This is a genomic window from Streptomyces sp. NPDC058619, from assembly GCF_042717785.1.
In the GTDB taxonomy this organism is placed as follows: domain Bacteria; phylum Actinomycetota; class Actinomycetes; order Streptomycetales; family Streptomycetaceae; genus Streptomyces.
Genome location: NZ_JBHXQN010000017.1, coordinates 87,642 through 107,943 on the forward strand (window position 1 = coordinate 87,642; position 20,302 = coordinate 107,943).

General features: G+C 72.9%; 19 protein-coding genes, 1 tRNA gene and 1 riboswitch. Of the genes, 13 read left to right on the forward strand and 7 right to left on the reverse strand.

From position 1 onward, the window contains the following. Nucleotides 1-16 precede the first annotated feature (16 nt). Nucleotides 17-835, reverse strand: coding sequence for a tyrosine-protein phosphatase (locus ACFWTC_RS18955; RefSeq protein WP_383932920.1), 819 nt, complete (start codon nucleotides 833-835; stop codon nucleotides 17-19). A 312-nt stretch (nucleotides 836-1,147) separates the two neighbouring features. Then, nucleotides 1,148-1,323, forward strand: a riboswitch (cyclic di-AMP (ydaO/yuaA leader). 2 nt (nucleotides 1,324-1,325) lie between these two features. Between ACFWTC_RS18955 and ACFWTC_RS18960 the strand changes: the two genes are divergently transcribed. The 8 genes from ACFWTC_RS18960 (at nucleotide 1,326) to ACFWTC_RS18995 (ending at nucleotide 9,062) form a co-directional block, all read left to right on the forward strand. Continuing rightward, nucleotides 1,326-2,336: a peptidoglycan DD-metalloendopeptidase family protein gene (locus ACFWTC_RS18960; protein WP_383932918.1), complete on the forward strand. Its 1,011-nt coding sequence runs from the start codon at nucleotides 1,326-1,328 to the stop codon at nucleotides 2,334-2,336. A gap of 174 nt (nucleotides 2,337-2,510) precedes the next feature. After that, on the forward strand, nucleotides 2,511-3,296 hold the full coding sequence (locus tag ACFWTC_RS18965) for an SGNH/GDSL hydrolase family protein (protein WP_383932916.1): 786 nt from the start codon (nucleotides 2,511-2,513) through the stop codon (nucleotides 3,294-3,296). Between the two features lie 216 nt (nucleotides 3,297-3,512). Then, nucleotides 3,513-4,754 carry an MBL fold metallo-hydrolase gene (locus ACFWTC_RS18970; RefSeq protein WP_383932915.1) on the forward strand — a complete coding sequence of 414 codons (1,242 nt, stop codon included), beginning with the start codon at nucleotides 3,513-3,515 and terminating at the stop codon, nucleotides 4,752-4,754. Nucleotides 4,755-5,089: 335 nt separating this feature from the next. Then, on the forward strand, nucleotides 5,090-7,015 hold the full coding sequence (locus tag ACFWTC_RS18975; RefSeq protein ID WP_384028115.1) for an ATP-binding protein: 1,926 nt from the start codon (nucleotides 5,090-5,092) through the stop codon (nucleotides 7,013-7,015). 35 nt (nucleotides 7,016-7,050) lie between these two features. Beyond that, nucleotides 7,051-7,485 carry a roadblock/LC7 domain-containing protein gene (locus ACFWTC_RS18980; RefSeq protein ID WP_383928450.1) on the forward strand — a complete coding sequence of 145 codons (435 nt, stop codon included), beginning with the start codon at nucleotides 7,051-7,053 and terminating at the stop codon, nucleotides 7,483-7,485. Next, the gene (locus ACFWTC_RS18985) at nucleotides 7,482-7,922 is read left to right on the forward strand and encodes a DUF742 domain-containing protein (protein WP_384028114.1); all 441 of its coding nucleotides are present in this window, start codon (nucleotides 7,482-7,484) and stop codon (nucleotides 7,920-7,922) included. Before ACFWTC_RS18980 ends, ACFWTC_RS18985 begins: the two co-directional genes overlap by 4 nt. Continuing rightward, a complete protein-coding gene (locus ACFWTC_RS18990) occupies nucleotides 7,900-8,520 on the forward strand; it encodes an ATP/GTP-binding protein (protein ID WP_384028113.1) in 621 nt (206 codons plus the stop codon). The genes ACFWTC_RS18985 and ACFWTC_RS18990 overlap by 23 nt, the downstream gene beginning before the upstream one ends. Then, nucleotides 8,517-9,062 (forward strand): GAF domain-containing protein, encoded by a 546-nt coding sequence (locus ACFWTC_RS18995; protein ID WP_383928442.1) that lies wholly within the window; start codon nucleotides 8,517-8,519, stop codon nucleotides 9,060-9,062. Before ACFWTC_RS18990 ends, ACFWTC_RS18995 begins: the two co-directional genes overlap by 4 nt. A 218-nt stretch (nucleotides 9,063-9,280) precedes the next feature. Here ACFWTC_RS18995 and ACFWTC_RS19000 read toward each other — a convergent pair whose 3' ends face one another. Both ACFWTC_RS19000 and ACFWTC_RS19005 read right to left on the reverse strand, forming a co-directional pair. Then, nucleotides 9,281-10,195: a transketolase family protein gene (locus ACFWTC_RS19000; RefSeq protein WP_383928439.1), complete on the reverse strand. Its 915-nt coding sequence runs from the start codon at nucleotides 10,193-10,195 to the stop codon at nucleotides 9,281-9,283. An 88-nt stretch (nucleotides 10,196-10,283) separates the two neighbouring features. Further along, entirely contained in the window at nucleotides 10,284-10,985 is a 702-nt protein-coding gene (locus tag ACFWTC_RS19005) for a transketolase (protein WP_384028112.1), read from the reverse strand. A gap of 149 nt (nucleotides 10,986-11,134) precedes the next feature. On the opposite strand from ACFWTC_RS19005, the gene ACFWTC_RS19010 reads away from it, so the two are divergent. Then, nucleotides 11,135-11,208 (forward strand) — tRNA-Pro (locus tag ACFWTC_RS19010). Between the two features lie 464 nt (nucleotides 11,209-11,672). Here ACFWTC_RS19010 and ACFWTC_RS19015 read toward each other — a convergent pair. Together ACFWTC_RS19015 and ACFWTC_RS19020 are read right to left on the reverse strand one after the other, a co-directional pair. Continuing rightward, nucleotides 11,673-12,695 carry an MBL fold metallo-hydrolase gene (locus tag ACFWTC_RS19015; protein WP_384028110.1) on the reverse strand — a complete coding sequence of 341 codons (1,023 nt, stop codon included), beginning with the start codon at nucleotides 12,693-12,695 and terminating at the stop codon, nucleotides 11,673-11,675. An 83-nt stretch (nucleotides 12,696-12,778) separates the two neighbouring features. Continuing rightward, entirely contained in the window at nucleotides 12,779-13,672 is an 894-nt protein-coding gene (locus ACFWTC_RS19020; RefSeq protein ID WP_384028126.1) for a serine hydrolase, read from the reverse strand. Nucleotides 13,673-13,711: 39 nt separating this feature from the next. On the opposite strand from ACFWTC_RS19020, the gene ACFWTC_RS19025 reads away from it, so the two are divergent. Then, on the forward strand, nucleotides 13,712-14,683 hold the full coding sequence (locus tag ACFWTC_RS19025) for a LysR family transcriptional regulator (RefSeq protein ID WP_384028125.1): 972 nt from the start codon (nucleotides 13,712-13,714) through the stop codon (nucleotides 14,681-14,683). A gap of 301 nt (nucleotides 14,684-14,984) precedes the next feature. Further along, complete coding sequence (locus ACFWTC_RS19030) at nucleotides 14,985-15,635, forward strand: hypothetical protein (protein ID WP_383928427.1); 651 nt, start codon at nucleotides 14,985-14,987, stop codon at nucleotides 15,633-15,635. Nucleotides 15,636-15,937: 302 nt separating this feature from the next. On the opposite strand, the gene ACFWTC_RS19035 is transcribed toward ACFWTC_RS19030, so the two are convergent. After that, nucleotides 15,938-17,188, reverse strand: a complete 1,251-nt coding sequence (locus tag ACFWTC_RS19035) for a serine hydrolase domain-containing protein (RefSeq protein ID WP_383928424.1) — start codon at nucleotides 17,186-17,188, stop codon at nucleotides 15,938-15,940. Between the two features lie 210 nt (nucleotides 17,189-17,398). Between ACFWTC_RS19035 and ACFWTC_RS19040 the strand changes: the two genes are divergently transcribed. Together ACFWTC_RS19040 and ACFWTC_RS19045 are read left to right on the forward strand one after the other, a co-directional pair. Beyond that, nucleotides 17,399-18,166, forward strand: a complete 768-nt coding sequence (locus tag ACFWTC_RS19040; protein ID WP_384028109.1) for a TioE family transcriptional regulator — start codon at nucleotides 17,399-17,401, stop codon at nucleotides 18,164-18,166. 85 nt (nucleotides 18,167-18,251) lie between these two features. Continuing rightward, entirely contained in the window at nucleotides 18,252-19,445 is a 1,194-nt protein-coding gene (locus ACFWTC_RS19045; RefSeq protein ID WP_383928418.1) for an erythromycin esterase family protein, read from the forward strand. 225 nt (nucleotides 19,446-19,670) lie between these two features. On the opposite strand, the gene ACFWTC_RS19050 is transcribed toward ACFWTC_RS19045, so the two are convergent. After that, nucleotides 19,671-20,150, reverse strand: a complete 480-nt coding sequence (locus ACFWTC_RS19050) for a winged helix-turn-helix domain-containing protein (protein ID WP_383928456.1) — start codon at nucleotides 20,148-20,150, stop codon at nucleotides 19,671-19,673. Nucleotides 20,151-20,302 lie beyond the last annotated feature (152 nt).

Genomic DNA, 20,302 nt, shown 5'->3' on the forward strand with positions numbered 1-20,302 from the left:
GGCCCGTCGCGGCGGGTCAGTCCAGCAGTCCCGCCCGGAGCCGGGCGAGGGTCTCGGGCGCCAGCCCGAGGCCCTCGGCCAGGTAGGGCTCCACCCCGCCCCAGGTCTCGTCGATGGTGTCGAAGGCCGCCGTCAGGTACGCGGCGCGGGCGTCGAACAGCGGGGACAGCAGCTCCATCACCTCGGGGGAGCGGGCCTCGGGGGCGTCGCTGCCGCGGCGCACCCGGTAGCGCCGGTGCGGGGCGTTGGACTCCAGGTAGTCCGCCACGATCGCCTCGCGCTCGACGCCCAGGGCGAGCAGGGTGACGGCGACGGACAGGCCGGCCCGGTCCTTGCCGGCCGCACAGTGCATGAGCGCGGGGACGCTGTCCCCGGCGAGCGCGTGCAGGACCAGGCTGTGCTCGGCGGTGCGGTTCGCGATGATCGAGCGGTACGAGTGCGCCATCCTGGCCGCACCCCTCCCGTCGCCCAGGAGCCCGCGGAGCTGTTCCAGATCGCCGTCGCGGACCATCTTCCAGAACTCCCGGCCGTCGGCCGGATCCGAGAGCGGGATGTTGACGTTCCGCACGCCGGGAAGCTCCACGTCCGGCCCTTCCAGGGCGTGGTCGGCGTCGTTGCGGAAGTCGAAGACGGTGTGGAGCCCGAGCGAGTTGAGGAACTCTGTGTCGGTTTCTGTGGCATGTGCGAGATGTCCGCTTCGGAAGAGTCGTCCCGGCCTGACCCTCCGTCCGTCCGCCGTCGGCAGGCCGCCCACGTCGCGGAAGTTCCGCACTCCGGTCAGGTCCGGCTCCGGCTGCGACCGCCCGGGCGGGGTCGGGGGTATCTGCTGGGTCACGTGAACTCCTCCGCGTCGTCGTAGGGTGTCCGAATTACACTACTTGGCAACAACTTGCCGCATCCGGGGGCGAGATCGGGCGCCTGCCCGTGAGCCAGATCATACGGTGACCGTGAGTGCCTGATCGCGAAAGCCGAATGGCCCAGCCAGACCGGATGTTGGCGGTCCGGAATGGACGCAGGGTGACGGGAATTCCGTCGATCCCTCACCTCTGGGATTCCGTCAGGTAATTCGCGGCTTGTTCCTTGTGGCCGGACTCGATTACCTTCGCGATCGATCCGGGCGGACCGCCGAATCCTGCCGCCACCCGGAAAACCGCACCCGACTATTCACGCGCGGCAGGAGCGGGGGAACCAGGTAAGCCGCCGTCCCGAGTCTTCATATCGGGACGGCTTGGGGTGAAGCCGTACATGTGCCCATACGTGTGCGGCCGGACATCTCCAGTCCGAACCCGACAGCTCACCTCGCAGGCGACGGAGAGGAAACCGCCATGCCCGCAAAAGGTAAGCACCGCCGTCCCAAGTCCCTTTCCATCTCCCGCGGTTTCGCCGTCGCCGGCACCGGCGGAGCGGCCCTCGCGCTGCCGCTGATGGGCGCCGCCGGCGCCCAGGCGGCCGGAGCCCCGGCCGCCGCGCCGGCCACCGTGCCCGCCGTGGCCCCGCAGCTGCCGGTCGCGCTGCAGACCGCACCGGTCGCCGCCCCCGCCGCGGCCCCGGCCGCCGCGCCGACCGTGTACACGGTCGTGTCCGGCGACTACCTCTCCAAGATCGCCGCACAGCGCGACCTGTCCGGCGGCTGGGAGCAGTTGTACGCCGACAACCGCGAGGCCGTCGGCGCCGACCCCTCGCTGATCCACCCGGGCCTCAAGCTGACGCTCGGTGCGAAGGGCGCCTCCGCCCCGAGCGCCGCCGCGCCGGCTCCGGCCCCGGCTCCGGCGGAGAAGCCGGTCCAGAAGAAGCAGAAGCCGGCCGAGGCCCCGGTCTCCGGGAAGGCCTCCTCGGGGGACCAGGACGCCCCCGCCCGGAAGCCGCAGCCCAAGGCCCAGCAGAAGGCGCAGGGCGGCGAGACCTCCACCGGCGCGGCGGCCCCCTCCGGCGCCGGCTTCGTGGCCCCCGTCGGCGGCGGGGTCTCCACCCAGTACAGGGCGAGCGGCGCCATGTGGTCCTCGGGTTACCACACCGGAGTCGACTTCATCGCGAGCTCCGGCACCACCGTCAAGGCCGTCGGCGCGGGCACCGTCGTCTCCGCGGGCTGGGGCGGCTCGTACGGCAACGAGGTCGTCATCCGGCACGCGGACGGCAAGTACTCCCAGTACGGCCACCTCTCCTCGCTGTCCGTCTCGGCCGGCCAGAGCGTGACCGCCGGACAGCGCATCGGCCTCTCCGGTTCCACCGGCAACTCCTCCGGCCCGCACCTCCACTTCGAGATCCGCACGGGCCCGTCCTACGGCTCCGACATCAACCCGCTGGCCTACCTCCGCTCGAAGGGCGCCACCGTCTGACGGTGAGCGTCCGACGGCATCCGCCGCGGGAAGGGACACGCGTCAGGCCGGGACCCCGAGGGGTCCCGGCCTGACGCGTACTTATTCCTTATATCGCGCGTGGTACAGATCACGGTCCGTTAACCCCTGCTTACGTTGGCGTAGGTCGCCCGCAGGGGTGAAGGATGGTGCTTCGTGGCAGCGACGACGACGACACTCAAGACCATCGGCTCGTACGCGGCGATCGGGGACAGCTTCACCGAGGGTGTGGGGGACCCGGGACCGGGGGGATCGTTTCTCGGCTGGGCGGACCGGCTCGCCGTGCTCCTGGCCGATCGACGTGACGAGCACGACTTCCGATACGCGAACCTGGCCGTACGCGGCAGGCTCCTCGACCAGATCGTGGCCGAGCAGGTCCCGCGGGCCAAGGCGCTCGCGCCGGACCTCGTGACCTTCTGCGCGGGCGGCAACGACATCATCCGGCCCGGCAGCGACCCCGACGACGTGGCGGAGCGGTTCGAGGCCGCCGTGGCCGACCTCGCCGGATCCGTGGGCCAGGTCATGATCACCACCGGCTTCGACACCCGGGGCGTGCCGGTCCTGCGGCACCTCCGCGGCAAGGTGGCGACGTACAGCGCCCACGTGCGCTCCATCGCCGACCGGTACGACTGCCCGGTGCTCGACCTCTGGTCCCTCAGGTCCGTACAGGACCGGCGGGCCTGGGACGGCGACCGGCTGCACCTCTCGCCCGAGGGACATACGCGCGTGGCCCTGCGCGCCGCGCAGGTGCTGGGGATCCAGGTGCCGGCCGACCCCGACCAGCCGTGGCCGCCGCAGCGGCCGCGCGGCTCGGTGGACACCACCCGGGACAACATCCAGTGGGCCCGCGAGCACCTCGTCCCCTGGATCGGGCGCCGGCTGCGCGGGGAGTCCTCCGGGGACCACGTCGCGGCGAAGCGGCCGGACCTGCTGCCGCTGTAGGCGGTCGGCGGCGCGGCGGGGGCCGCGGGGCGGGGGCAGGGGGGCGGGGGCAGGGGGGCCGCGGGGGCCGCGGGAGCGTAGGGGAGAGGGGCGGGGGGCCGGGGCGCGTGCGACACGGGGATCACCCGGCCGGGAGTGGAATCCTTCGGGGCCCGTGTGCGTTGGGATGGGGGTAGACGTCCACGAACCGCGTGACCCATCCTCCCAGGAGGCGCTTTGACCGGCTCCCGTCCCCTGCGTCCACGGCTGCGCGCCCTGCGGCCCGAAGCCTTCGGCGCGGACCCGTCCGGCGCCCGGCTGGAGCGCATCCGCCGCTCGCCGAACTTCGCCGACGGCGTCTTCCAGAACCCGCTCGGCGCCCGGACCAGGCCGTCCGGGTCGATGCGGGAGTTCGCCAAGATCTACTTCCACAAGGAGCAGCGGCTGCGCCGCAACCCCGGCGCGCCGATCCCCGTGTACCCGACCACCCTCGCGGAGCTGGCCAAGCCGCCCGCGAGCGGCCTGCGCGTGACCTGGATGGGCCATTCCAGCGTGCTCGCCGAGATCGACGGCCGCCGGGTGCTGTTCGACCCGGTCTGGGGCGACCGGTGCTCCCCCTTCCCGTTCGCCGGGCCCAAGCGGCTGCACCCGGTACCGGTGCCGCTGGCCTCGCTGGGCGACGTGGACGTCGTGGTGATCTCGCACGACCACTACGACCACCTCGACCTCCCGACGATCAAGAGCCTGGCCGGTACGGACACGGTCTTCGCGGTTCCGCTGGGCGTCGGCGCGCACCTGGAGCGCTGGGGCGTCCCGGCCGACCGGCTGCGCGAACTCGACTGGAACGAGAGCGCGGAGGTCGCCGGGCTCACGCTCACGGCGACCCCGGCCCGGCACTTCTGCGGGCGCGGCCTGCGCAACCAGCAGCACACCCTGTGGGCCTCCTGGGTGGTCGCGGGCGACGACCACCGGATCTACCACAGCGGTGACACCGGGTACTTCCCCGGCTTCCGGGAGATCGGCGCCGCGCACGGGCCCTTCGACGCCACGATGATCCAGATCGGGGCCTACTCGGAGTACTGGCCGGACATCCACATGACACCCGAGGAGGGCATGCAGGCCCACCTCGACCTCCAGGGCGGCGTCCCGCACGGCACGATGCTGCCGATCCACTGGGGCACCTTCAACCTGGCCCCGCACCCGTGGGACGAGCCGGGCGAGGGCACCGTCGCCGCAGCGGCGAAGGCGGGAGCCGCCATCGCCCTCCCCATCCCGGGCGAGCCCTTCGAGCCCGGCGCGGCCGGCGCCCCCTCCGCACCCTGGTGGAGGCCGTTCGTCGTGCAGGGGCTGACGGCCGGTCCCGTCGACGGCCCGTCCTCCGTGCCTCCGTCGGAGGCGGGAGGCGCGGCCGGGGAAGCGGCGCGGATGGAAACCGCGGCTGCGGGCGGGCAGGAGAAGCAGGAGCCGGTGGGGACGTAGCGAGCGGGGTCGAGCGAGAGGCCACGGGCCGCCCCGGCCCCCGCCGGGGCGGCCCGTGGCCCTCGGCTCGCGGGTCGGGGTGGCGTCACGGCGACGGCCGGAGGGCGGATGCGGGGTGGGGCGGGTGCCCGGCGCGGGTCGGCCGCGGGGTCACGTGGGGCGACCCCGCGGATTCGGGCGGGCGTACGAGCGCTCCACCGGGAGCGGGAAGCACCCCGCCCAAGTTCCCCAACTCGCCGTCCGGGGTGTGACGGTGCGGTCTAGCGTGGGTAACCGGTGATCAACACCGGGCCCCGGGAACGCTGGGGGCCGGGCCCCACGTACCGAGGACCCAGATGTCCGGACTCCGCGCCGCCCGTCACTCCCCGTCGAGACAAGCCGTCACCGGTCCGGCACGGCAGATAAGGCCCCAGCTGGTCCGCGCCGCCCTCCTGCCCGCGCTCGCCGCCGGGCTCAGCGGCGCCGCCGCGGTGATCTTCACCCTCCAGCTCGGCGGGGGAACGGGCGAGCGGGACGCGCGGCTGTGGCCCGTACTGACCGGGTGTGCGCTGCTCGTCGTCGGCGCCCTCGCCGCGGCCATGCTCGGCGCCCATCGCTCCGCCAAGGCGGTCCGGGACCGGTGCGAGGCGCTGCGCCGCTCCAGCGTGCGCGGCCGGCAGGAACTGCGGGCGGCCGCCGACCGGCTGGAGCGCGGCGAGGTCCCGGCGCGCCCGGTGCGCGGCGGCCCCGCCGGACCGCCGCCCGGCGGCGATCCGGCGGGGGTGGACGAGTTCTGGCTGCTCTCGCAGGAGCTGCGCGGCGCCCGCGAACAGGCGCACAGCACACTCGTACGGCTGGCCGGACCGGTTCCCCCGTCCGACAGCGAGCGGAAGGTGGAGGTCTTCGTCAACCTCGCCCGCCGGCTGCAGTCCCTCGTCCACCGGGAGATCTCACTGCTGGACGACCTGGAGGACACGGTCGAGGACCCGGACCTGCTCAAAGAGCTCTTCCACGTCGACCACCTCGCCACCCGCATCCGCCGCCACGCCGAGAACCTGGCCGTCCTCGGCGGCGCCGCCTCACGCCGCCAGTGGACCCGGCCCATCGACCTGAGCGAGGTCCTCCGCTCCTCCGTGGCGGAGGTCGAGCAGTACACCCGGGTGAAGGTGGTGCCGCCCGCGGGCGGCAGCGTACGCGGCCACGCCGTCGCCGACGTGGTGCACCTGCTGGCCGAACTGGTCGAGAACGCCACCGTGTTCTCCGCCCCCGACACCGACGTGGTCCTGCGGGCCGAGCGGGTCACCGCCGGGATCGCGGTCGAGGTGGAGGACCGGGGCCTCGGCCTGCCGGCCGCGGAGCAGCACCGGATGAACGCCCTGCTCGGCGACCCCGACCAGATCAGCGTCCGGAACCTGCTCGCCGACGGCCGGATCGGCCTGTTCGTCGTCGCGGCCCTGGCCCGGCGGCACGGAATCGCCGTCGAGCTCAAGTCCAACATCTACGGCGGCGTGCTCGCCGTCCTGGTGCTGCCGCAGGAGCTGCTGGGCGCGGAGGCGCCGAGCGCCGCCGACGCGGCGGGCGGCTCCTGCGCCACCTCATGGGGGACCGGCGAGGGTACGGGGATGCCGCCCCTGGAGCCCGTACGGGTGAGGCCGCCGCGCGGGCGGCATCCGGACGCGGTTCGGGCGGAACCGGTGCGGGAGGCCGAGCCGCCGGGTGCGGTCGAGCCCGAGCGGTGGGCCGCGGCCGCGCCGGAGCCGTGGGAGGCGGACCGGGGCGGGGCGTGGGGCGCTGCCGGACCGGACCCGGGGGAAGCGGAGCAGCCGGCGCCGTGGGGCGCGGCCGACCCCGCGCCGTGGGAGCCCGGCCCCGTGCCGTGGGCCCCCGGCCCCGCGGGGTCGGACCCGGCGGGGTCGCGCTCGCCGGGCGCGCCCCTCGCCGGGGTCGCGGCCCAAGCGCCCTACGGGCGGGCCGAGGAGGCGGGAGCGTACGTACCCGTGCCGCTCCCCGAGCCGCCGTACGTGCCCGCCGCGCCGCCGGAGGCGACCGGCGTGCCGGGCGTACGGACCGTGCCGGGCGCGCAGACCGTGCCCGCCGCGCGCGACGGGGGCGACCGGCCGTCGCTGCCCCGGCGCCGCGCCCAGCAGCACCTCGCCCCCCAGCTGCGCGAGGCCCCGGCCGCGCGCCGGGACGAGGCCACCGAACAGCCCTTGCACGACCCCGGCCTGATGGCCGCCTTCCAACGGGGCTTCGGCCAGGCCCAATCGGAGAACCAGGCATGATCCCGACCCCTCACCCCAGCAAGGAGCGCACCCCCATGGGAGGCGAAGTGGCGACGCAGACCGGCGGCCGGCTCTCGGACCTGGACTGGCTGCTCAGCGGCCTCGTGCAGCGCGTGCCCTACACGCGCAGCGCCGTGCTGCTCACCGCCGACGGGCTCGTGAGCTGCGTACACGGCCTCGACCCCGACAGCGCCGACCACATGGCCGCGCTCGCGTCCGGGCTGTACTCGCTGGGCCGCAGCGCCGGTTCCCGCTTCGGGGACGGCGCGGAGGTCCGGCAGGTGGTGGTCGAGCTCGACACCGCGCTCGTCTTCGTGTCGGCGGCCGGCGCGGGCACCTGCCTGGCGGTGCTCGCCGACCGCGAGGCCGACGCGGGGGTGCTCGGCTACGAGATGGCGATGCTGGTCAAGAGCGTACGGCCGTACCTGGCGGTCCCGCCCCGGCGGCCCACCGCCGACCCGGCGCGATGAGTGCCCGCACGGCGGGGGCGTACGCGCCGGGGCGCCCGTACGGCAGTGGCGCCGGGCGCGACGCACCCTGGCTCGACGACTCGGCGGGCCGGGTGATGCGCCCGTACACCGCCAGCGGCGGGCGGACCAGGCCCGGCACCGCGCTCGACCTGCTGTCGCTGGTCACGGCGACCGGCGTGCGCCCGCGCATTCCGCTCGGGCCCGAACACGCCCTCGCGCTGCGGCTGTGCGCGGGCGCCGCCGCGGTCACGGTCGCCGAGGTGGCGGGACAACTGCGGCTGCCGGCGGTGGTCGTGAAGGTGCTCCTGTCCGACCTGATGCACCACGGCGCCCTCGTGGCCCGGGCGCCCCGCTTCCCGGGCCGCGACGGCCCGCTCGCCTCCGACGACCAGTCCCTTCTGCGAGCGGTGCTCGATGGCCTGCGCACGCGTCTGTGACACCGTCCCTCCCGCTCCCGCCCCCGCGACCCTGAAGATCCTGGTCGCGGGGGGCGTCGGGGCGGGCAAGACCACCTTCGTGGGTGCGGTGAGCGAGATCGAGCCGTTGAGCACGGAAGAACTGCTCAGCGACCATGGCGAGTTGGCCGACCCGCTGGACGGGGTCGAGACGAAGACGACGACGACCGTCGCGCTGGACTTCGGCCGGATCACCCTCGACGGGGGCAACGTCCTCTACCTCTTCGGCACCCCCGGGCAGCAGCGCTTCTGGTTCCTGTGGGAGGAACTGTGCGCGGGCGCCCTCGGGGCGGTGGTGCTCGCCGACACCCGCCGCCTCGCCGACTGCTTCCCGGCCGTGGACTTCTTCGAGCGGCGGGGCATCGGCTTCGTCGTCGCCGTCAACGAGTTCGACGGCGGGTACCGCTACGTGCCGCACGAGGTGCGCGAAGCCGTGGGGCTCGGGTCCGACGTGCCCGTCGTGCGCTGCGACGCCCGGCTGACGAGCTCCGGGACGGGGACGCTGGCCGCCCTCGTCCGCCACCTCCTGTGCACGTCCACGGCCAGATCATCGTCTTCGGAGTCGGGGGAACCGCCATGACGTACTACGAATCGACCGGACACCTGCTGCTCACACCCGTGGACCGGGAGGCGCCCGCGCGCGCCGTCCGGCTGCGCGAACTGGGCCTGGGGGAGCGGACGGACGCCGAACTGGACGCCTTCGCCCGGCGCGTCGCCGGCCTCTTGGACGTGCCGTTCGCCGGGGTCAACTTCGTCGGTGAGGAACGGCAGTTCTTCGCCGGCCTGCACCACGCGCCCGACGCCCCGCAGAGCGGCTACCCCGCGCGCGTCCTCGCCCGCGACCAGGGCTACTGCCCGCACGTGGTGGTGCGCCGCCGCGCGCTGGTGCTGGAGGACGTACGGGACTTCGCGCGCTTCGCGGGCAACGCGGTCGTCGACGAGAGCGGGGTGCGCACCTACCTGGGCGCGCCGCTGACCGACCGGCGCGGGATCGTGCTCGGCACGGTCTGCGCGGTGGATGTGGTGCCGCGAAGGTGGGGGACCGAGGGACTCGCCGCCGCCAAGGAGCTGGCGGCCGAGCTGGTGGCGCTGGTGCACGAGCGGGAGGACCGGCGGGTCTGAGGCGCGCGACGCGGGCCGTTGTCAGTGCCGGGGCCTACGGTCGGTGGACCGGGTTCCAACCCGATGCCGGACTCCCTGGCTCCAGGCGGCTCCGAAGCGGCTGGCCGCGGTCCATCCGGAGCTGCGCGGGGGCGGGGGCTGAGGCGCCGGCCCGCCCGCGCGCGCCTGCGTCGCCGTACACGCTGCGCGCGTCGGGCCGCCCGTACGCGACGCGCGGGCTAGCGCACCGCTGCGGCCGGCGTCAGGAACGCGCTGATCCGCTCGCGCAGGGCGTACGGGTCCAGCCCGTGGGCGGCGGTGTGCTCCTCCATCGTGCCGTAGCGCCGCAGCTCCGCCCGGCCCACGCCCAGCGCCAGCACCCGGTGGGGCACGTCGGCCAGGGCGCCGCCCGCGGCGGCCGCGGAGGTGCCGGCGAGGTAGGGCTCGACGAGGACCACGGCGGGCGCGGCCCGCCCGACGGCCTCCCGCAGCGCCGCGTCGTCGAAGGGACGGACCGTGGCCGTGTACAGCACGGTCAGGTCGAGCCCCTCGGTGGCGGCCAGCACGTTGTCGAGCAGCGGCCCCACGGCGACCACCACGCCCGCGCGGCCCTCCCGTACGGTCCGCAGGCCCAGGCCGTCCACCGGTCGGGGCGCCGCGTTCGACTGCTGCGACAGGCGTACGTACACCTTGTCGTCCCCGGCGGCGTAGGCGTGGCGCAGCAGCGCCTCGGCCTCGTCGGGGTGGCCCGGGACGTGGACCGTCCACCCGTCCAGGGTGTCGAGCAGCGCCACGTCGCCCGGCGCCATGTGGGTGAACCCGCCGGCGGGCCAGTCGTAGCTGGCGCTCGCGCTGACCAGGACGCCACCGGTGCCCTGGTGTCCGAAGTCCAGCTTGACCTGCTCGAAGGGCCGCTCCACGAGGAAGCTGGCAAAGGTGTGCAGGACGGGCCGCAGCCCCGTCAGGGCCAGCCCGCCGCCGACGCCGACCAGGAGCTGTTCCCTGATGCCGACGTTGATCACCCGGTCCGGGTGGCGGCGCTGGGCGGGCCGGAACCCGTCCATGGTGATCTCGGCCAGCACGACGGCCAGCCGGGGGTCCTCGTCGAGCAGGCGCGACGTGACCGAGATGAAGCGTTCCCGCATGGTGTCCATGGTTGTCCCTACCCCTTGGCGCTGCCGCCTGGTTGTGCCGGCCGGATCCCCGGCCGTGCCACTGCTCCCGCTGTCACCGCTCCCGCCGCTACTGCTTCTTCTCGACGCGGGCAACCACGACGTGCGGCCGCCCGGGGTGCGACGCGGTGAAGGCCGCCAGCAGGGCCGCGTGGTCCCGCCCGTCCACGGTCGCCGCGGACCAGCCGGCCGCCTCGAAGCGGGCGGCGATGCCGCCGGGCCAGCCGTGGGTGGCGGAGTCGTTGTCGATCACCACGGTGTGCAGCCGCTCCAGACCTGCCGAGCCGGCGTACGCGAGCGCCTCGTGGTTGCTGCCCTCGTCCAGCTCCGCGTCCCCGATCAGCACCCACACGGCCGGCTCGTCGAGCCCCTGCGCGCGCAGCCCGAGCGCGCTGCCCACGGCGAGGGGCAGGCCGTGCCCGAGCGAGCCGCTGCCGATCTCCACGCCGGGAACCAGGGTGCGGTCCGGGTGGTGGCCGAGGGGGGAGTCGTAGGAGCCGAAGCCGTCGAGCCAGCCGACGGGGAAGAACCCCTTGGCGGCGAGCACGGCGTAGTACGCCATGGGTCCGTGGCCCTTGGACAGCAGGAACCGGTCCCGCCCGGCGTCCTCGGCGGTGCCGGGCGTGACCCGCAGCACGCGTTCGTACAGCAGCCACAGCACGTCGAGCGTGGAGGTGGCGGCGGGCCCGTGCTTCTCGGCCCCGGTCATGAGGCCGATCAGCCGGCCCAGGTCCTCGTGGCGGAACTCCGTGTCCGCGGTCGCCTGTGTCATGCACCGATCGTGCAACCTCAAGCCAACTTGAGGTCAAGCCCGCCCCTCCGGGACGGCGGGAAGGGCAAAGGCGCGCGCGACCACCCCGTGATGTGCGGTATTGTTCTCCTGCACGTTCAATCAGGGGAAAACCCCAGGTCAACGGGCATCGGGACGTGGCGCAGCTTGGTAGCGCACTTGACTGGGGGTCAAGGGGTCGCAGGTTCAAATCCTGTCGTCCCGACTCGAAAGAGTCGCAGATCAGGGGCCGTTTCAGAGCAATCTGAAACGGCCCCTCGATCGTTTCCGGGGACCATTTGGGGACCAACGCGCCCTGACCGCGCCAGCGGACGGCGCCGATCTGCGCCGGTATCGACCGAGGCGCCCGCAACACGCTCAGGTGGGCCGAGAGTGCGGCGTCGGCGGCTGTGCATGTCCGGGTGTAATGGTGGGGTCGGGTATTGGAACTCTCGGAATGGGTGGGCTACCCGTCGAGGTATCGGTGTCTGGTGTCGGCTGGCGAGGTGAAGAGCTGGCCATCGCGGACCTGCCATTCGCTCGTGCCATCGCCTTCGTGGCTGACGAGGAACAGTCCTTGGACGAGGTCTCCGTCGTCGTCGGAAGCGGGGATCCGAGCAATCTCCTTGATCTGATCAATGACGGGGCGATGCACCGCCGCACCGGCTCCACCTGCGGCTGGTACGGCGGTCAGGGCCTCGGTCGCATGTCTCCGCCGTACGTGGTGCGGTAGTCCGGGACGACGATCCGGCTCGTCGGAGACTCCTGGTGGACCTGGGCGATGAACGCGTTCAGGTCCATCACCGGGTCGCGGCGCGGGGGCTCGCTCAGCGGTTCCTCGAAATTGTCCCAGTGGACGGGCACGACGACGCCGGGCCCTCCCAGTGCCCGCAGCAGCCGGGGCACATAGCGGGACGTGGATGCACTGGACGGCACCGCGACCATCGCGAGATCGGGGCTCAGACCCTGCACGGCCCGCTCGGAGAAGTCGCTGGCGCCCATCAGGAACGCCGACGGGCCGCCGCTCCCGGCCGTCACCTGGAAGGCGAGCGTGTCGCCCTCCGGCAGGTCGGAGATGGTCCTCGGCGCCGCTGCGGGCTGCGCGTTCAGCGTGCCCGGGGCGAAATAGGAGTGCCGCTTGTTGCGGCTGTGCAGGCTCGACACGACCTCGACGGTGAGCCCGCCGAAGTCCAGCACCTCGCCGCCCTTCACCACCGAGATCTGGTCCGGGTCGACGCCGAAGGCGACCAGCAGATGAAACGTGGTCTCGGTGCCGACGACCCGGGCGCCGGTGGACTTGGCGATGTGGGGGACGTCTGCGATGTGGTCCCAGTGGGAGTGGCTGACCAGGACGATCTCGGGGCGGCCGATGTGTTCCCGTATCAGCTCGGGGTCCGAGCTCAGCTTCGTACCCGGCTTGAAGCCCCCGTCGAACAGGCCGGTCTTGAACCGGGTGATGTACGGGTCGAAGAGTACGGTCCGCCCGCCGACGTCGATGCGCCAGCCGGAGGTGCCCAGCCAGCGGAAGGACGCCGAACCGGCCGCCGGGCCGTTGCGGGTCGTTGCCGCGGAGGCGGTGGTCGCGGAGGCGGAGGCGCGGGGGGTGGAAAGCAGGGGGACGGTCGCGCCGAGCGCGGCGCCGCGCAGCACTGTACGCCGGCCGAATCCCTGGATGCGCCGCTTGGGGCGTTGTGCGTCTGTGTCGTCGCTCATGGCGCCAGGAGATCAGGACGCGGCCCCCGCTGTCCAAGATCAAAATTCTGTCTTCCTCATATGCGGAAAGATATGAGGGCTGGTCAGACGCCTCTGTCGCGAAGGAAATCGACGGCGATCCGTGCTGCGGCCCCTATCGCGGCGTCCACCGCCGGACGCGAGGCGGCCAGCTCCCGCGTCCGGGCGAAGACGGAGACCGCGTAGCGCCTGCCGTCGGGATACCGGACGACCCCCGCCTCCATGTGCAGCCCGGGCAGGGTTCCGGTCTTCGCCGCGACCGTCACCTCGTCGGGAAACCCCGACGCCAGCCGGTGCCGGAAAGCCTGACGTGCCATCAGCTCACGTACCTGGGTGCACGCCTCAGGCGGGCCCGCCTCGTCACGCCAGACGAGACGCAGCAACTGGGTGATCTCACGGGGCGTGCTGGCGTTGGTCCGCAGCGGATCCAGCACGCTCAGCCGTCTCTTGCGATCGTCCGGCAGAGCCGGGTAACGGAGGGCGAACTCCGCCTCGTCGCGGGCACCGACCTCGGCGAGCATCGACTCCAGTACGTCACGGGGACCGCCCACGATCCGGGTCCCGTCGAGCCCGAGTTCCCCGGCGAGAAGCCGCACCGTGTCCAGGCCGACCCGTGCCAGCAGCAGATCCGCCGCCGAGTTGTCGCTCACCGAGATCGCGAAGAACGCCAGATCGCGCAGCGACAGCTCGACGTCGTCCGCACAGCCTGCCGTGCCCCAGCCGCCGAGCCGGTCGGCCGCCGTCACCCGCACCCGCTCCCGGGGGTCGAGCTGGCCGGCGGCCACCTGCCGGGCGAACTCCAGGACCAGCAGCACCTTGAAGACCGAGGCGATCACGACCGGCTCGTCCGCGCCGACCGCCACCTCCTCGGCGCCCGGCTCCGTGCCGACGGGGACCGCATGCAGCAACCCCTCGGCACCCGCCCCCGCGAAGACCTCGCGGATCCGTTCATCGACCATCGGTTCGCCCCTCACGTAATGTCCCTGGCTGTGGATCTCTTGCGCCACCTGCGTATCTTCGTCGCCGTCGCCGACGAGCTGCACTTCAGCCGGGCCGCCGACCAGCTTGGCATGGCCCAGCCACCCCTCAGCCAGGCGGTACGCAGACTGGAGAAGGACCTCGGCGCCGAACTGTTCGACCGATCGCACCGCCAGGTCCGGCTGACCGCCGCCGGCATGGTGCTGCTGGACGAGGCCCGCGAACTCCTGGCCCGCGAGGAGCGGTTACGGACACTGGCCCGCCGCGCCGGGGACGGCGACCTGGGCACCCTGCGCGCGGGCGTGCCCCCCGACACCACGGTCGCCATGCTCTCCACGCTGCTCGCGGCCTGCGCGGAGCACTCCCCCGGCCTGTCCGTCGATCTCCAGGAGATCACCACCGAGGAGCAGCTGCGGCTGCTCGCCTCCGGTGGGCTCGACGTCGGCCTCGTCCACCAACCCGTGGACGCCACCGAACTCCGCCTCGGCGCGGAGGTGTGCGTGGAACTCGGCGTCGTCCTGCCCCGCACCTCACCGCTGGCCCGGCTCCCCGAGGTCGCGCTCGCCGAACTGTCCGGCCACGACCTGGTGCTCTTCCCCCGCGCCCAGGCCCCCGGCTGGTACGACCGGATCCTCGACACCTGCCGCGCCGAGGGCTTCGTGCCCGGCCGCCTCCGGCACGCCTCCAACCCCGAGTTCCTGCTGGCCCTCGTCCACGCGGGCCACGGCATCGCCTTCGACCAGGGGCCGGTGGCCCGCAAGGAGCCCCGCGTCGTCTGGCGGCCGCTGGCCGGCCGCCCCCTCACCCAGCGGACCACCGGGGCCTGGCCGGCCGGCCGGTCCGCCCACCCGGCCGCCCCTCACTTCGCGGAGCTCGCGGCGGGCGTGCTCGCCCGCGACCGTACGGCAGCAGCCCTGCGCCGCCACGACGGCCCGAGCCCGCCGGACGGGCCGCCCCGCCCGTGGTCGGTGGTGTACGACGAGTCGAGCTGACGCCGCGCCGACCGGCCGCCCGCGCGAGACAGGCCGTGCCTCTGGGTACACGTATCCGCCGCGCCGGGCAGGCGCTCGCGGAGCTGCGTCTGGACCCGGACGACGTCGTCGATGTGCAGTCGGGTTGCCGTCGGATGGTGCCGGTTCACGCTCCCCTTCGGTCTGCCCGTGTATGACCCCGCCGGACGCGAGGTGTCCCGGTCCATGGCCGGGGGACCGCGCGTGTTCCGATCGGCGGCGCACCCTCTAGGCTGTGCGCCGGTCGGCCCCAGGCGCGGGGTCCCAGGGGGCGGGGAACAGGATGTCCGTAGAACGTCACATAGCGGGGATGCTCCAGCAGATCGCCCGTCAGCAGGACATCGTCGAGATCGCCCCCCAGGGCTCCACGCCGAAGGCGGCTGCCCTGGCGCACGTGGCGGAGCAGTACGGCTACACGTACGGCATGGCGTACAAGACCGGATTCAAGAACTCGCTCGTCCAGGTCCGGATGTACCGGGACCCGCAGCCCGACGCGCGCGTCCGCGAGGCGGCCACCATCACCGCCCATCCGCAGGCGGGCAACGGCGGGACGGTGCCGGGGCTGGAGCAGGGCTCGCTGAAGCCGCTCCCCGAAGCGGTCGGTGCCGTGGCCGTGCTGAAGGACCTCATCACCTTCGACGTCATGGCCCAGTACGTCGCCGACCGGAGCCAGAAGACGAAGGGCTACCTCGCCTGCGCGGTCCTGACCGTCCTCCTGCTCATCGACAGGTCGCCGGTCGAAGCGGTCGCCTCCGGCGGGGTGGTCGCGCTGCTCTTCACCGTGGCGTTCAAGGTGGGCGCTGTCCGCCGCCGGAAGATCGCACAGCGGCTGACGGACGCCGGGTTCCTCGCGGTGCGCGACGAACAGGGCGGCCAGCGGTTCCTGCGCCCGGGGCAGCAGTTGCCCGGCCACACCAACCCGTTCGCCGCCTGAGGCCCTGGCCTGCGGCGCAGGCAGGACTAGGGTCTGTCGTCAAAGTGATCTTTGTGGAGCGCTGGTCTGCCGCCTGCCCGCAACCGCGCCCGCAGCATCCCGGTCCGGGCATACACGAATGCCTTTCCCGCAGAGCCAACTTGCCTGGCGAGCCCTGAAACGGACCAGATCGCATGTCCGGATCATCCCGGTGACCCGCACTCCTGGGGGTCAAGGGGTCGCAGGTTCAAGTCCTGTCGTCCCGACTCGAGAGGCGCAGATCAGGCGCCGTTGTGATGGAGGGCGGGGCCTGGGCCCGGCTGTTACTTCGCGGGCACCAGCGGCTTGTGGCCCGGGTACACGTGGTCGGGGGAGACGATGCTCGTGACCGCCTCGCCGAAGAGGGTGCTGGGCTCCTGGCCCTCGTGCTGGGTGTCGGTGTTGAGGAGGATGACCATGGTCGCCTGCGCCTGCGGGAGGTAGACGGGCAGGACCTCGTAGCCGGGGAGCGAGCCGTTGTGGCCGATCCAGCCCTGCACGTCGAAGATGCCCAGGCCGTAGCCCGCCCCCGGGATGTTCATCGGGGTGGTCTTCAGGCGCTCGGCCTGGGTCGCGGGCGTCAGCAGCGTGCCGGTGGCGAGGGTGCGGGCCCAGCTGCGCAGGTCCTGGAGGTCGGAGATCATCGCTCCGGCGGCCCAGGCCCAGGAGGGGTTCCAGTGGGTCGCGTCCTCGGTCCTGCCGGAGGCCGTCTGGTCCGTGTAGCCCCGGGCGTACGGGGCGGGCAGTTCCGGGCCCCTGGGGAAGACCGTGCCGCGGAGCCCGGCGCGCTCCACGACGTCGCGTGTGACGACCTCGTGGAGCGGCCGGCCGGTGACCTTCTCGACCACCAGGCCGAGCAGGATCAGGTTGGTGTTGGAGTAGTCGAACTCCGCTCCCGGCTGGAACTGCACGGGGTGCTTGAAGGAGTAGTCGAGCAACTGCTGCGGTACGAAGGTCTGTTCCGGATCGGCCTCGAACTTCTTGATGAACGCGTCGTCCAGGCTGTAGTTGAAGAGGCCGCTGCGCATGCCCGCCAGCTGCCGCAGGGTGATGCGGTCCCCGTTCGGAACTCCCGTGACGTACCGGCCGACCGGGTCGTCCAGGCCGACCCTTCCCTGGTCCACGAGCTGGAGCAGGGCGGTGACCGTGAACGTCTTGGTCTCGCTGCCGATGCGCACGTGGAGCGCGGTCGTCATCGGGGCGCCGGTCGCCATGTCCGCCACGCCGAAGGCCTTCACGTAACTCCCCTTGCCGGGGGCCCACAGCCCCACGGTCACGCCCGGGACCCGCGCCTCGCGCATGACGCGGAGCACGGCCGCGTCCAGGCGCGCCGCGACGGCCGGCGTCAGCTGCACGAAGTCGGTGTCGGCCGCCGGGGAGGGCGTGGCGGCCGGGGAGGGTGTGGTGGACGCGGGAGCGGACAGCGTCGGGGAGGACGTTCCGTACGCGGAACCCGCGATCGCGGGGGCGAGGAGTGCGCCTGCTGCGGCAGCGGCCGCACAGGCCCGGCGCAGTCGGAGGGGGGCTGACTTCACGGCATGGCCTCCTGTGGTCCGCGGACCCGGGCAACGGCAATCAGCGTAGGCCCGTGGGGCCCCGGCCGCGAGGCGGGCCGTCCGGTTGCGGGGACACGCTCCGTGCGCGGGGGACGGCGCGCACTTCCGCAGGCTGCTCAACGACGAGGGCGCAATGCGTTGAGGGTTTGGCGGCATCCAGCTGGGAAGTACTGGCTAAAGTCTCCAGCCATGGATCACCTGCGCCCCGTAGACCTCGCCCGTGAGCACGGCATCTCGACCCAGGCGGTCCGCAACTACGAGCAGGCCGGGTGCATCCCGCCCGCCGAGCGCACCCCTTCCGGCTACCGGACCTACACGGCCGCGCACGCGGCGGCCCTGCGCGCCTACCTGGCGCTCATTCCCGGCCACGGCCACGCGCTGAGCGGGCAGATCATGACGGCGCTCCACGCGGGGGAGGTCGATGGCGCGCTGACGGCCGTCGACCGCAGCCACGCCCAGCTCCTGCGCGACCGGGAGACGCTGGACGTGGTCGGGCGGGCCCTGGAGAACCTGGCGGCCGGCCCGGCCGCCACCGCGGCCGCTCCGGCGGGCGCCAAGGCGCTCAGCATCGGAGAACTCGCCCGGCGCCTGCGCGTCACCCCGGCGACCCTCCGCAACTGGGAGGAGGCGGGCATTCTCGTCCCCGCACGGACGCCGGTCACCGCGCACCGCACGTTCGGCGCCGAGGACGTCCGCGACGCCGAGCTCGCCCACCTCCTGCGGCGCGGCGGCTACCCGCTGTCCCACATCGCCACCGTCGTCCAGCAGATCCGTACCGCCGGCGGTACGGAGGCGCTGTCCGCGGCCCTGGACGACTGGCGGCACCGGCTCACCGCGCGGGGGCTCGCGATGCTGCACGCGGCCGGACTCTGCGCCCGGTACATGGCCGTGCTCGATCCCGGCACCACGCCGCCCGGGCCGCGGGCCCCCGCACCGGGCCGGACCGCCGCTCGTTGATCGACGGTTTGAGACTTACCAGCCTCCTGGACCGCCTCGGCGGCCGAAAGTCTCAACTGTTCTTTCAATGGTTCAATTGAGACACATGAGACAGGACATTCACGGCCTCGCCACGGCCTCATGCGGCGTACTGGCACTCGGCGAGCCGACGCACCAGGAACCCGCCTTCGGATGGGTCCGCAACGAACTGCTCGTCCAACTGGCCGCCCGCGGCTTCCGGTCGGTCGCCCTGGAAACCGACCGCGTGGCCGCGCTCGGTGTGAACGACTTCGTGCAGGGCGCGGCCGGCAGCCTCGACGCGGTGATGAGCGAGGGCTTCTCCCACGACTTCGGCGACCTGGAGCACAACCGGCAGCTGATCACCTGGATGCGCGCCTACAACCAGGACCGGCCGCCGGCGGAGCGGCTGGCCTTCCACGGCTTCGACACCCCGACCGAGAGCGTCAGCGCACCCAGCCCGCGGCGCTATCTCGAACACGCCCGCGACTACCTGCGGCTCGACCTCGACCTCCGGTCCCTCCTCGGCGACGACGAGCGCTGGAGCCGGCCGGAAGCGGTGATGGACCCGAGCGCGTCGATCGGGGCCACGGCCGAGGCCGACAAGCTGCGGAAGATCGCCGACGACATGGTGACCCTGCTCCACGCGCGCGCACCGGAGCCGGCCCCGGCCACCCCGCCCGCGCAGTGGCTCCGGGCCAAGACGCACCTGTACGCCGGCCTCGGCCTGCTGCGCTACCACCAGCAGTCGGCGGAACGCCTCGACCCCAGCGCGCGGCTCTCCCGCCTGCTCGGCGTACGGGACGCCCTCATGGCCGAGAACCTGCTCGACATCCGCAGCACCGAGGGGCGGCGGGGCGCGACCCTGGTCTTCGCCCACAACCTCCACCTCCAGCACAACCGGAGCTCCTGGAGCCAGGGGGACATGGACGTCAACTGGTCGGGCGCGGGCACCATCGTGGGGTCCCTCCTGGGCGACCAGTACACGTTCGTCGCCGGCAGCCTCGGCCGCAGCGGGGCCCTCGGGCTCCGGGACCCCGCGCCGGACACGTACGAGGGCTCGCTCCAGAGCCGTACCGACACCTGGGGGCTGACCACGGACGTCGCGTCCGCCGCCCCCGCCCGTACGCGGACCGACACCGATCCGCGGCAGGGCTACTTCCCGCTCGACCGCTCGACGCTCGACACGGCCGACGCGGTCCTGCACGTCAGTGACGGCACGGCCGTCGCCGCGCAGGTGCGGGACGGGTTCCGCGAGCCCGTGCTCGAAGGCGTCGGGTGAACGGCGGCAGGGGCCGACGGCGCGCGCCGCGCGACCCGCGCCCGACGGGGTGACGGGCCGTCAACCATGAGGCACATGAGTGCTCTGTCGATATTTCTTCACTACTACACACCAGTCTTCCGATTTGTGGCCGAAACAGATCGGGGCGAACGGAGGCGGGGTAGCCGGATGCCGACGGCCGTGCTGCGACGGCCGGGGACGGGCCGCGCCGTGGCCGGACTCCGGCTAGACGACCGCGTTCTCCAGCACGTAGCCGCGGCCCCACGCCGTACGGACGACCAGGTCGATGGGGGACAGACGGCGCCGGAGCCGCATGATGTGGAGGTCGAGCGAGTTCCTGGTCGGTCTCGGAACCCGCTCCGCGAGGCGCTGCGTGAGTTCGTTCCGGTAGACCACCTCGCCGAAGTGCTCGATGAACAGTTCCATCAATTCGGTCTGGACATTCGAGATGGTGATGGAATGGGGGCCGAAACACAGCGTCCCGGCCGAATCGAGGGTCGGAACCTGGTGGCTGTCGAGCCGGTTCTGTAACGCTCGGACGCGAGCGTCCAAATCATCGCGGGATATGGGTGCGCGAACCCAGTCTTCGAATGGATCGTTGCAGACCGGAGGTCGTGCACCTCCTTCCACGACCAGGAGACGGGGCACCCCGTCTCTCCTACATCGATTCCGAAGGTCCGTTTGTGCCGGCCATCGGACGAACATGACATCGCTGTTTGCGTCTCCCACAGCACAAGCCTCCCCCGTTTGACACTCATGGATGGTTGCCTATGTGTCGCTGAATTGCGCCGCTCCTCATCTGTCTGTGCATGCGCGAACAGTCTCAAACGATGGTAGGACGATCGGCCTGCGGCCAG

Bases quoted from the DNA above. Each gene is read 5' to 3' on its own strand.
- ACFWTC_RS18960 (WP_383932918.1), top strand. From the start codon at position 1,326: ATGCCCGCAAAAGGTAAGCACCGCCGTCCCAAGTCCCTTTCCATCTCC.
- ACFWTC_RS18975 (WP_384028115.1), top strand. From the start codon at position 5,090: ATGTCCGGACTCCGCGCCGCCCGTCACTCCCCGTCGAGACAAGCCGTC.
- ACFWTC_RS18980 (WP_383928450.1), top strand. From the start codon at position 7,051: ATGGGAGGCGAAGTGGCGACGCAGACCGGCGGCCGGCTCTCGGACCTG.
- ACFWTC_RS18985 (WP_384028114.1), top strand. From the start codon at position 7,482: ATGAGTGCCCGCACGGCGGGGGCGTACGCGCCGGGGCGCCCGTACGGC.
- ACFWTC_RS18990 (WP_384028113.1), top strand. From the start codon at position 7,900: ATGGCCTGCGCACGCGTCTGTGACACCGTCCCTCCCGCTCCCGCCCCC.
- ACFWTC_RS18995 (WP_383928442.1), top strand. From the start codon at position 8,517: ATGACGTACTACGAATCGACCGGACACCTGCTGCTCACACCCGTGGAC.
- ACFWTC_RS19000 (WP_383928439.1), bottom strand. From the start codon at position 10,195: ATGGACACCATGCGGGAACGCTTCATCTCGGTCACGTCGCGCCTGCTC.
- ACFWTC_RS19005 (WP_384028112.1), bottom strand. From the start codon at position 10,985: ATGACACAGGCGACCGCGGACACGGAGTTCCGCCACGAGGACCTGGGC.
- ACFWTC_RS19015 (WP_384028110.1), bottom strand. From the start codon at position 12,695: ATGAGCGACGACACAGACGCACAACGCCCCAAGCGGCGCATCCAGGGA.
- ACFWTC_RS19020 (WP_384028126.1), bottom strand. From the start codon at position 13,672: ATGGTCGATGAACGGATCCGCGAGGTCTTCGCGGGGGCGGGTGCCGAG.
- ACFWTC_RS19030 (WP_383928427.1), top strand. From the start codon at position 14,985: ATGTCCGTAGAACGTCACATAGCGGGGATGCTCCAGCAGATCGCCCGT.
- ACFWTC_RS19040 (WP_384028109.1), top strand. From the start codon at position 17,399: ATGGATCACCTGCGCCCCGTAGACCTCGCCCGTGAGCACGGCATCTCG.
- ACFWTC_RS19045 (WP_383928418.1), top strand. From the start codon at position 18,252: ATGAGACAGGACATTCACGGCCTCGCCACGGCCTCATGCGGCGTACTG.
- ACFWTC_RS19050 (WP_383928456.1), bottom strand. From the start codon at position 20,150: ATGTTCGTCCGATGGCCGGCACAAACGGACCTTCGGAATCGATGTAGG.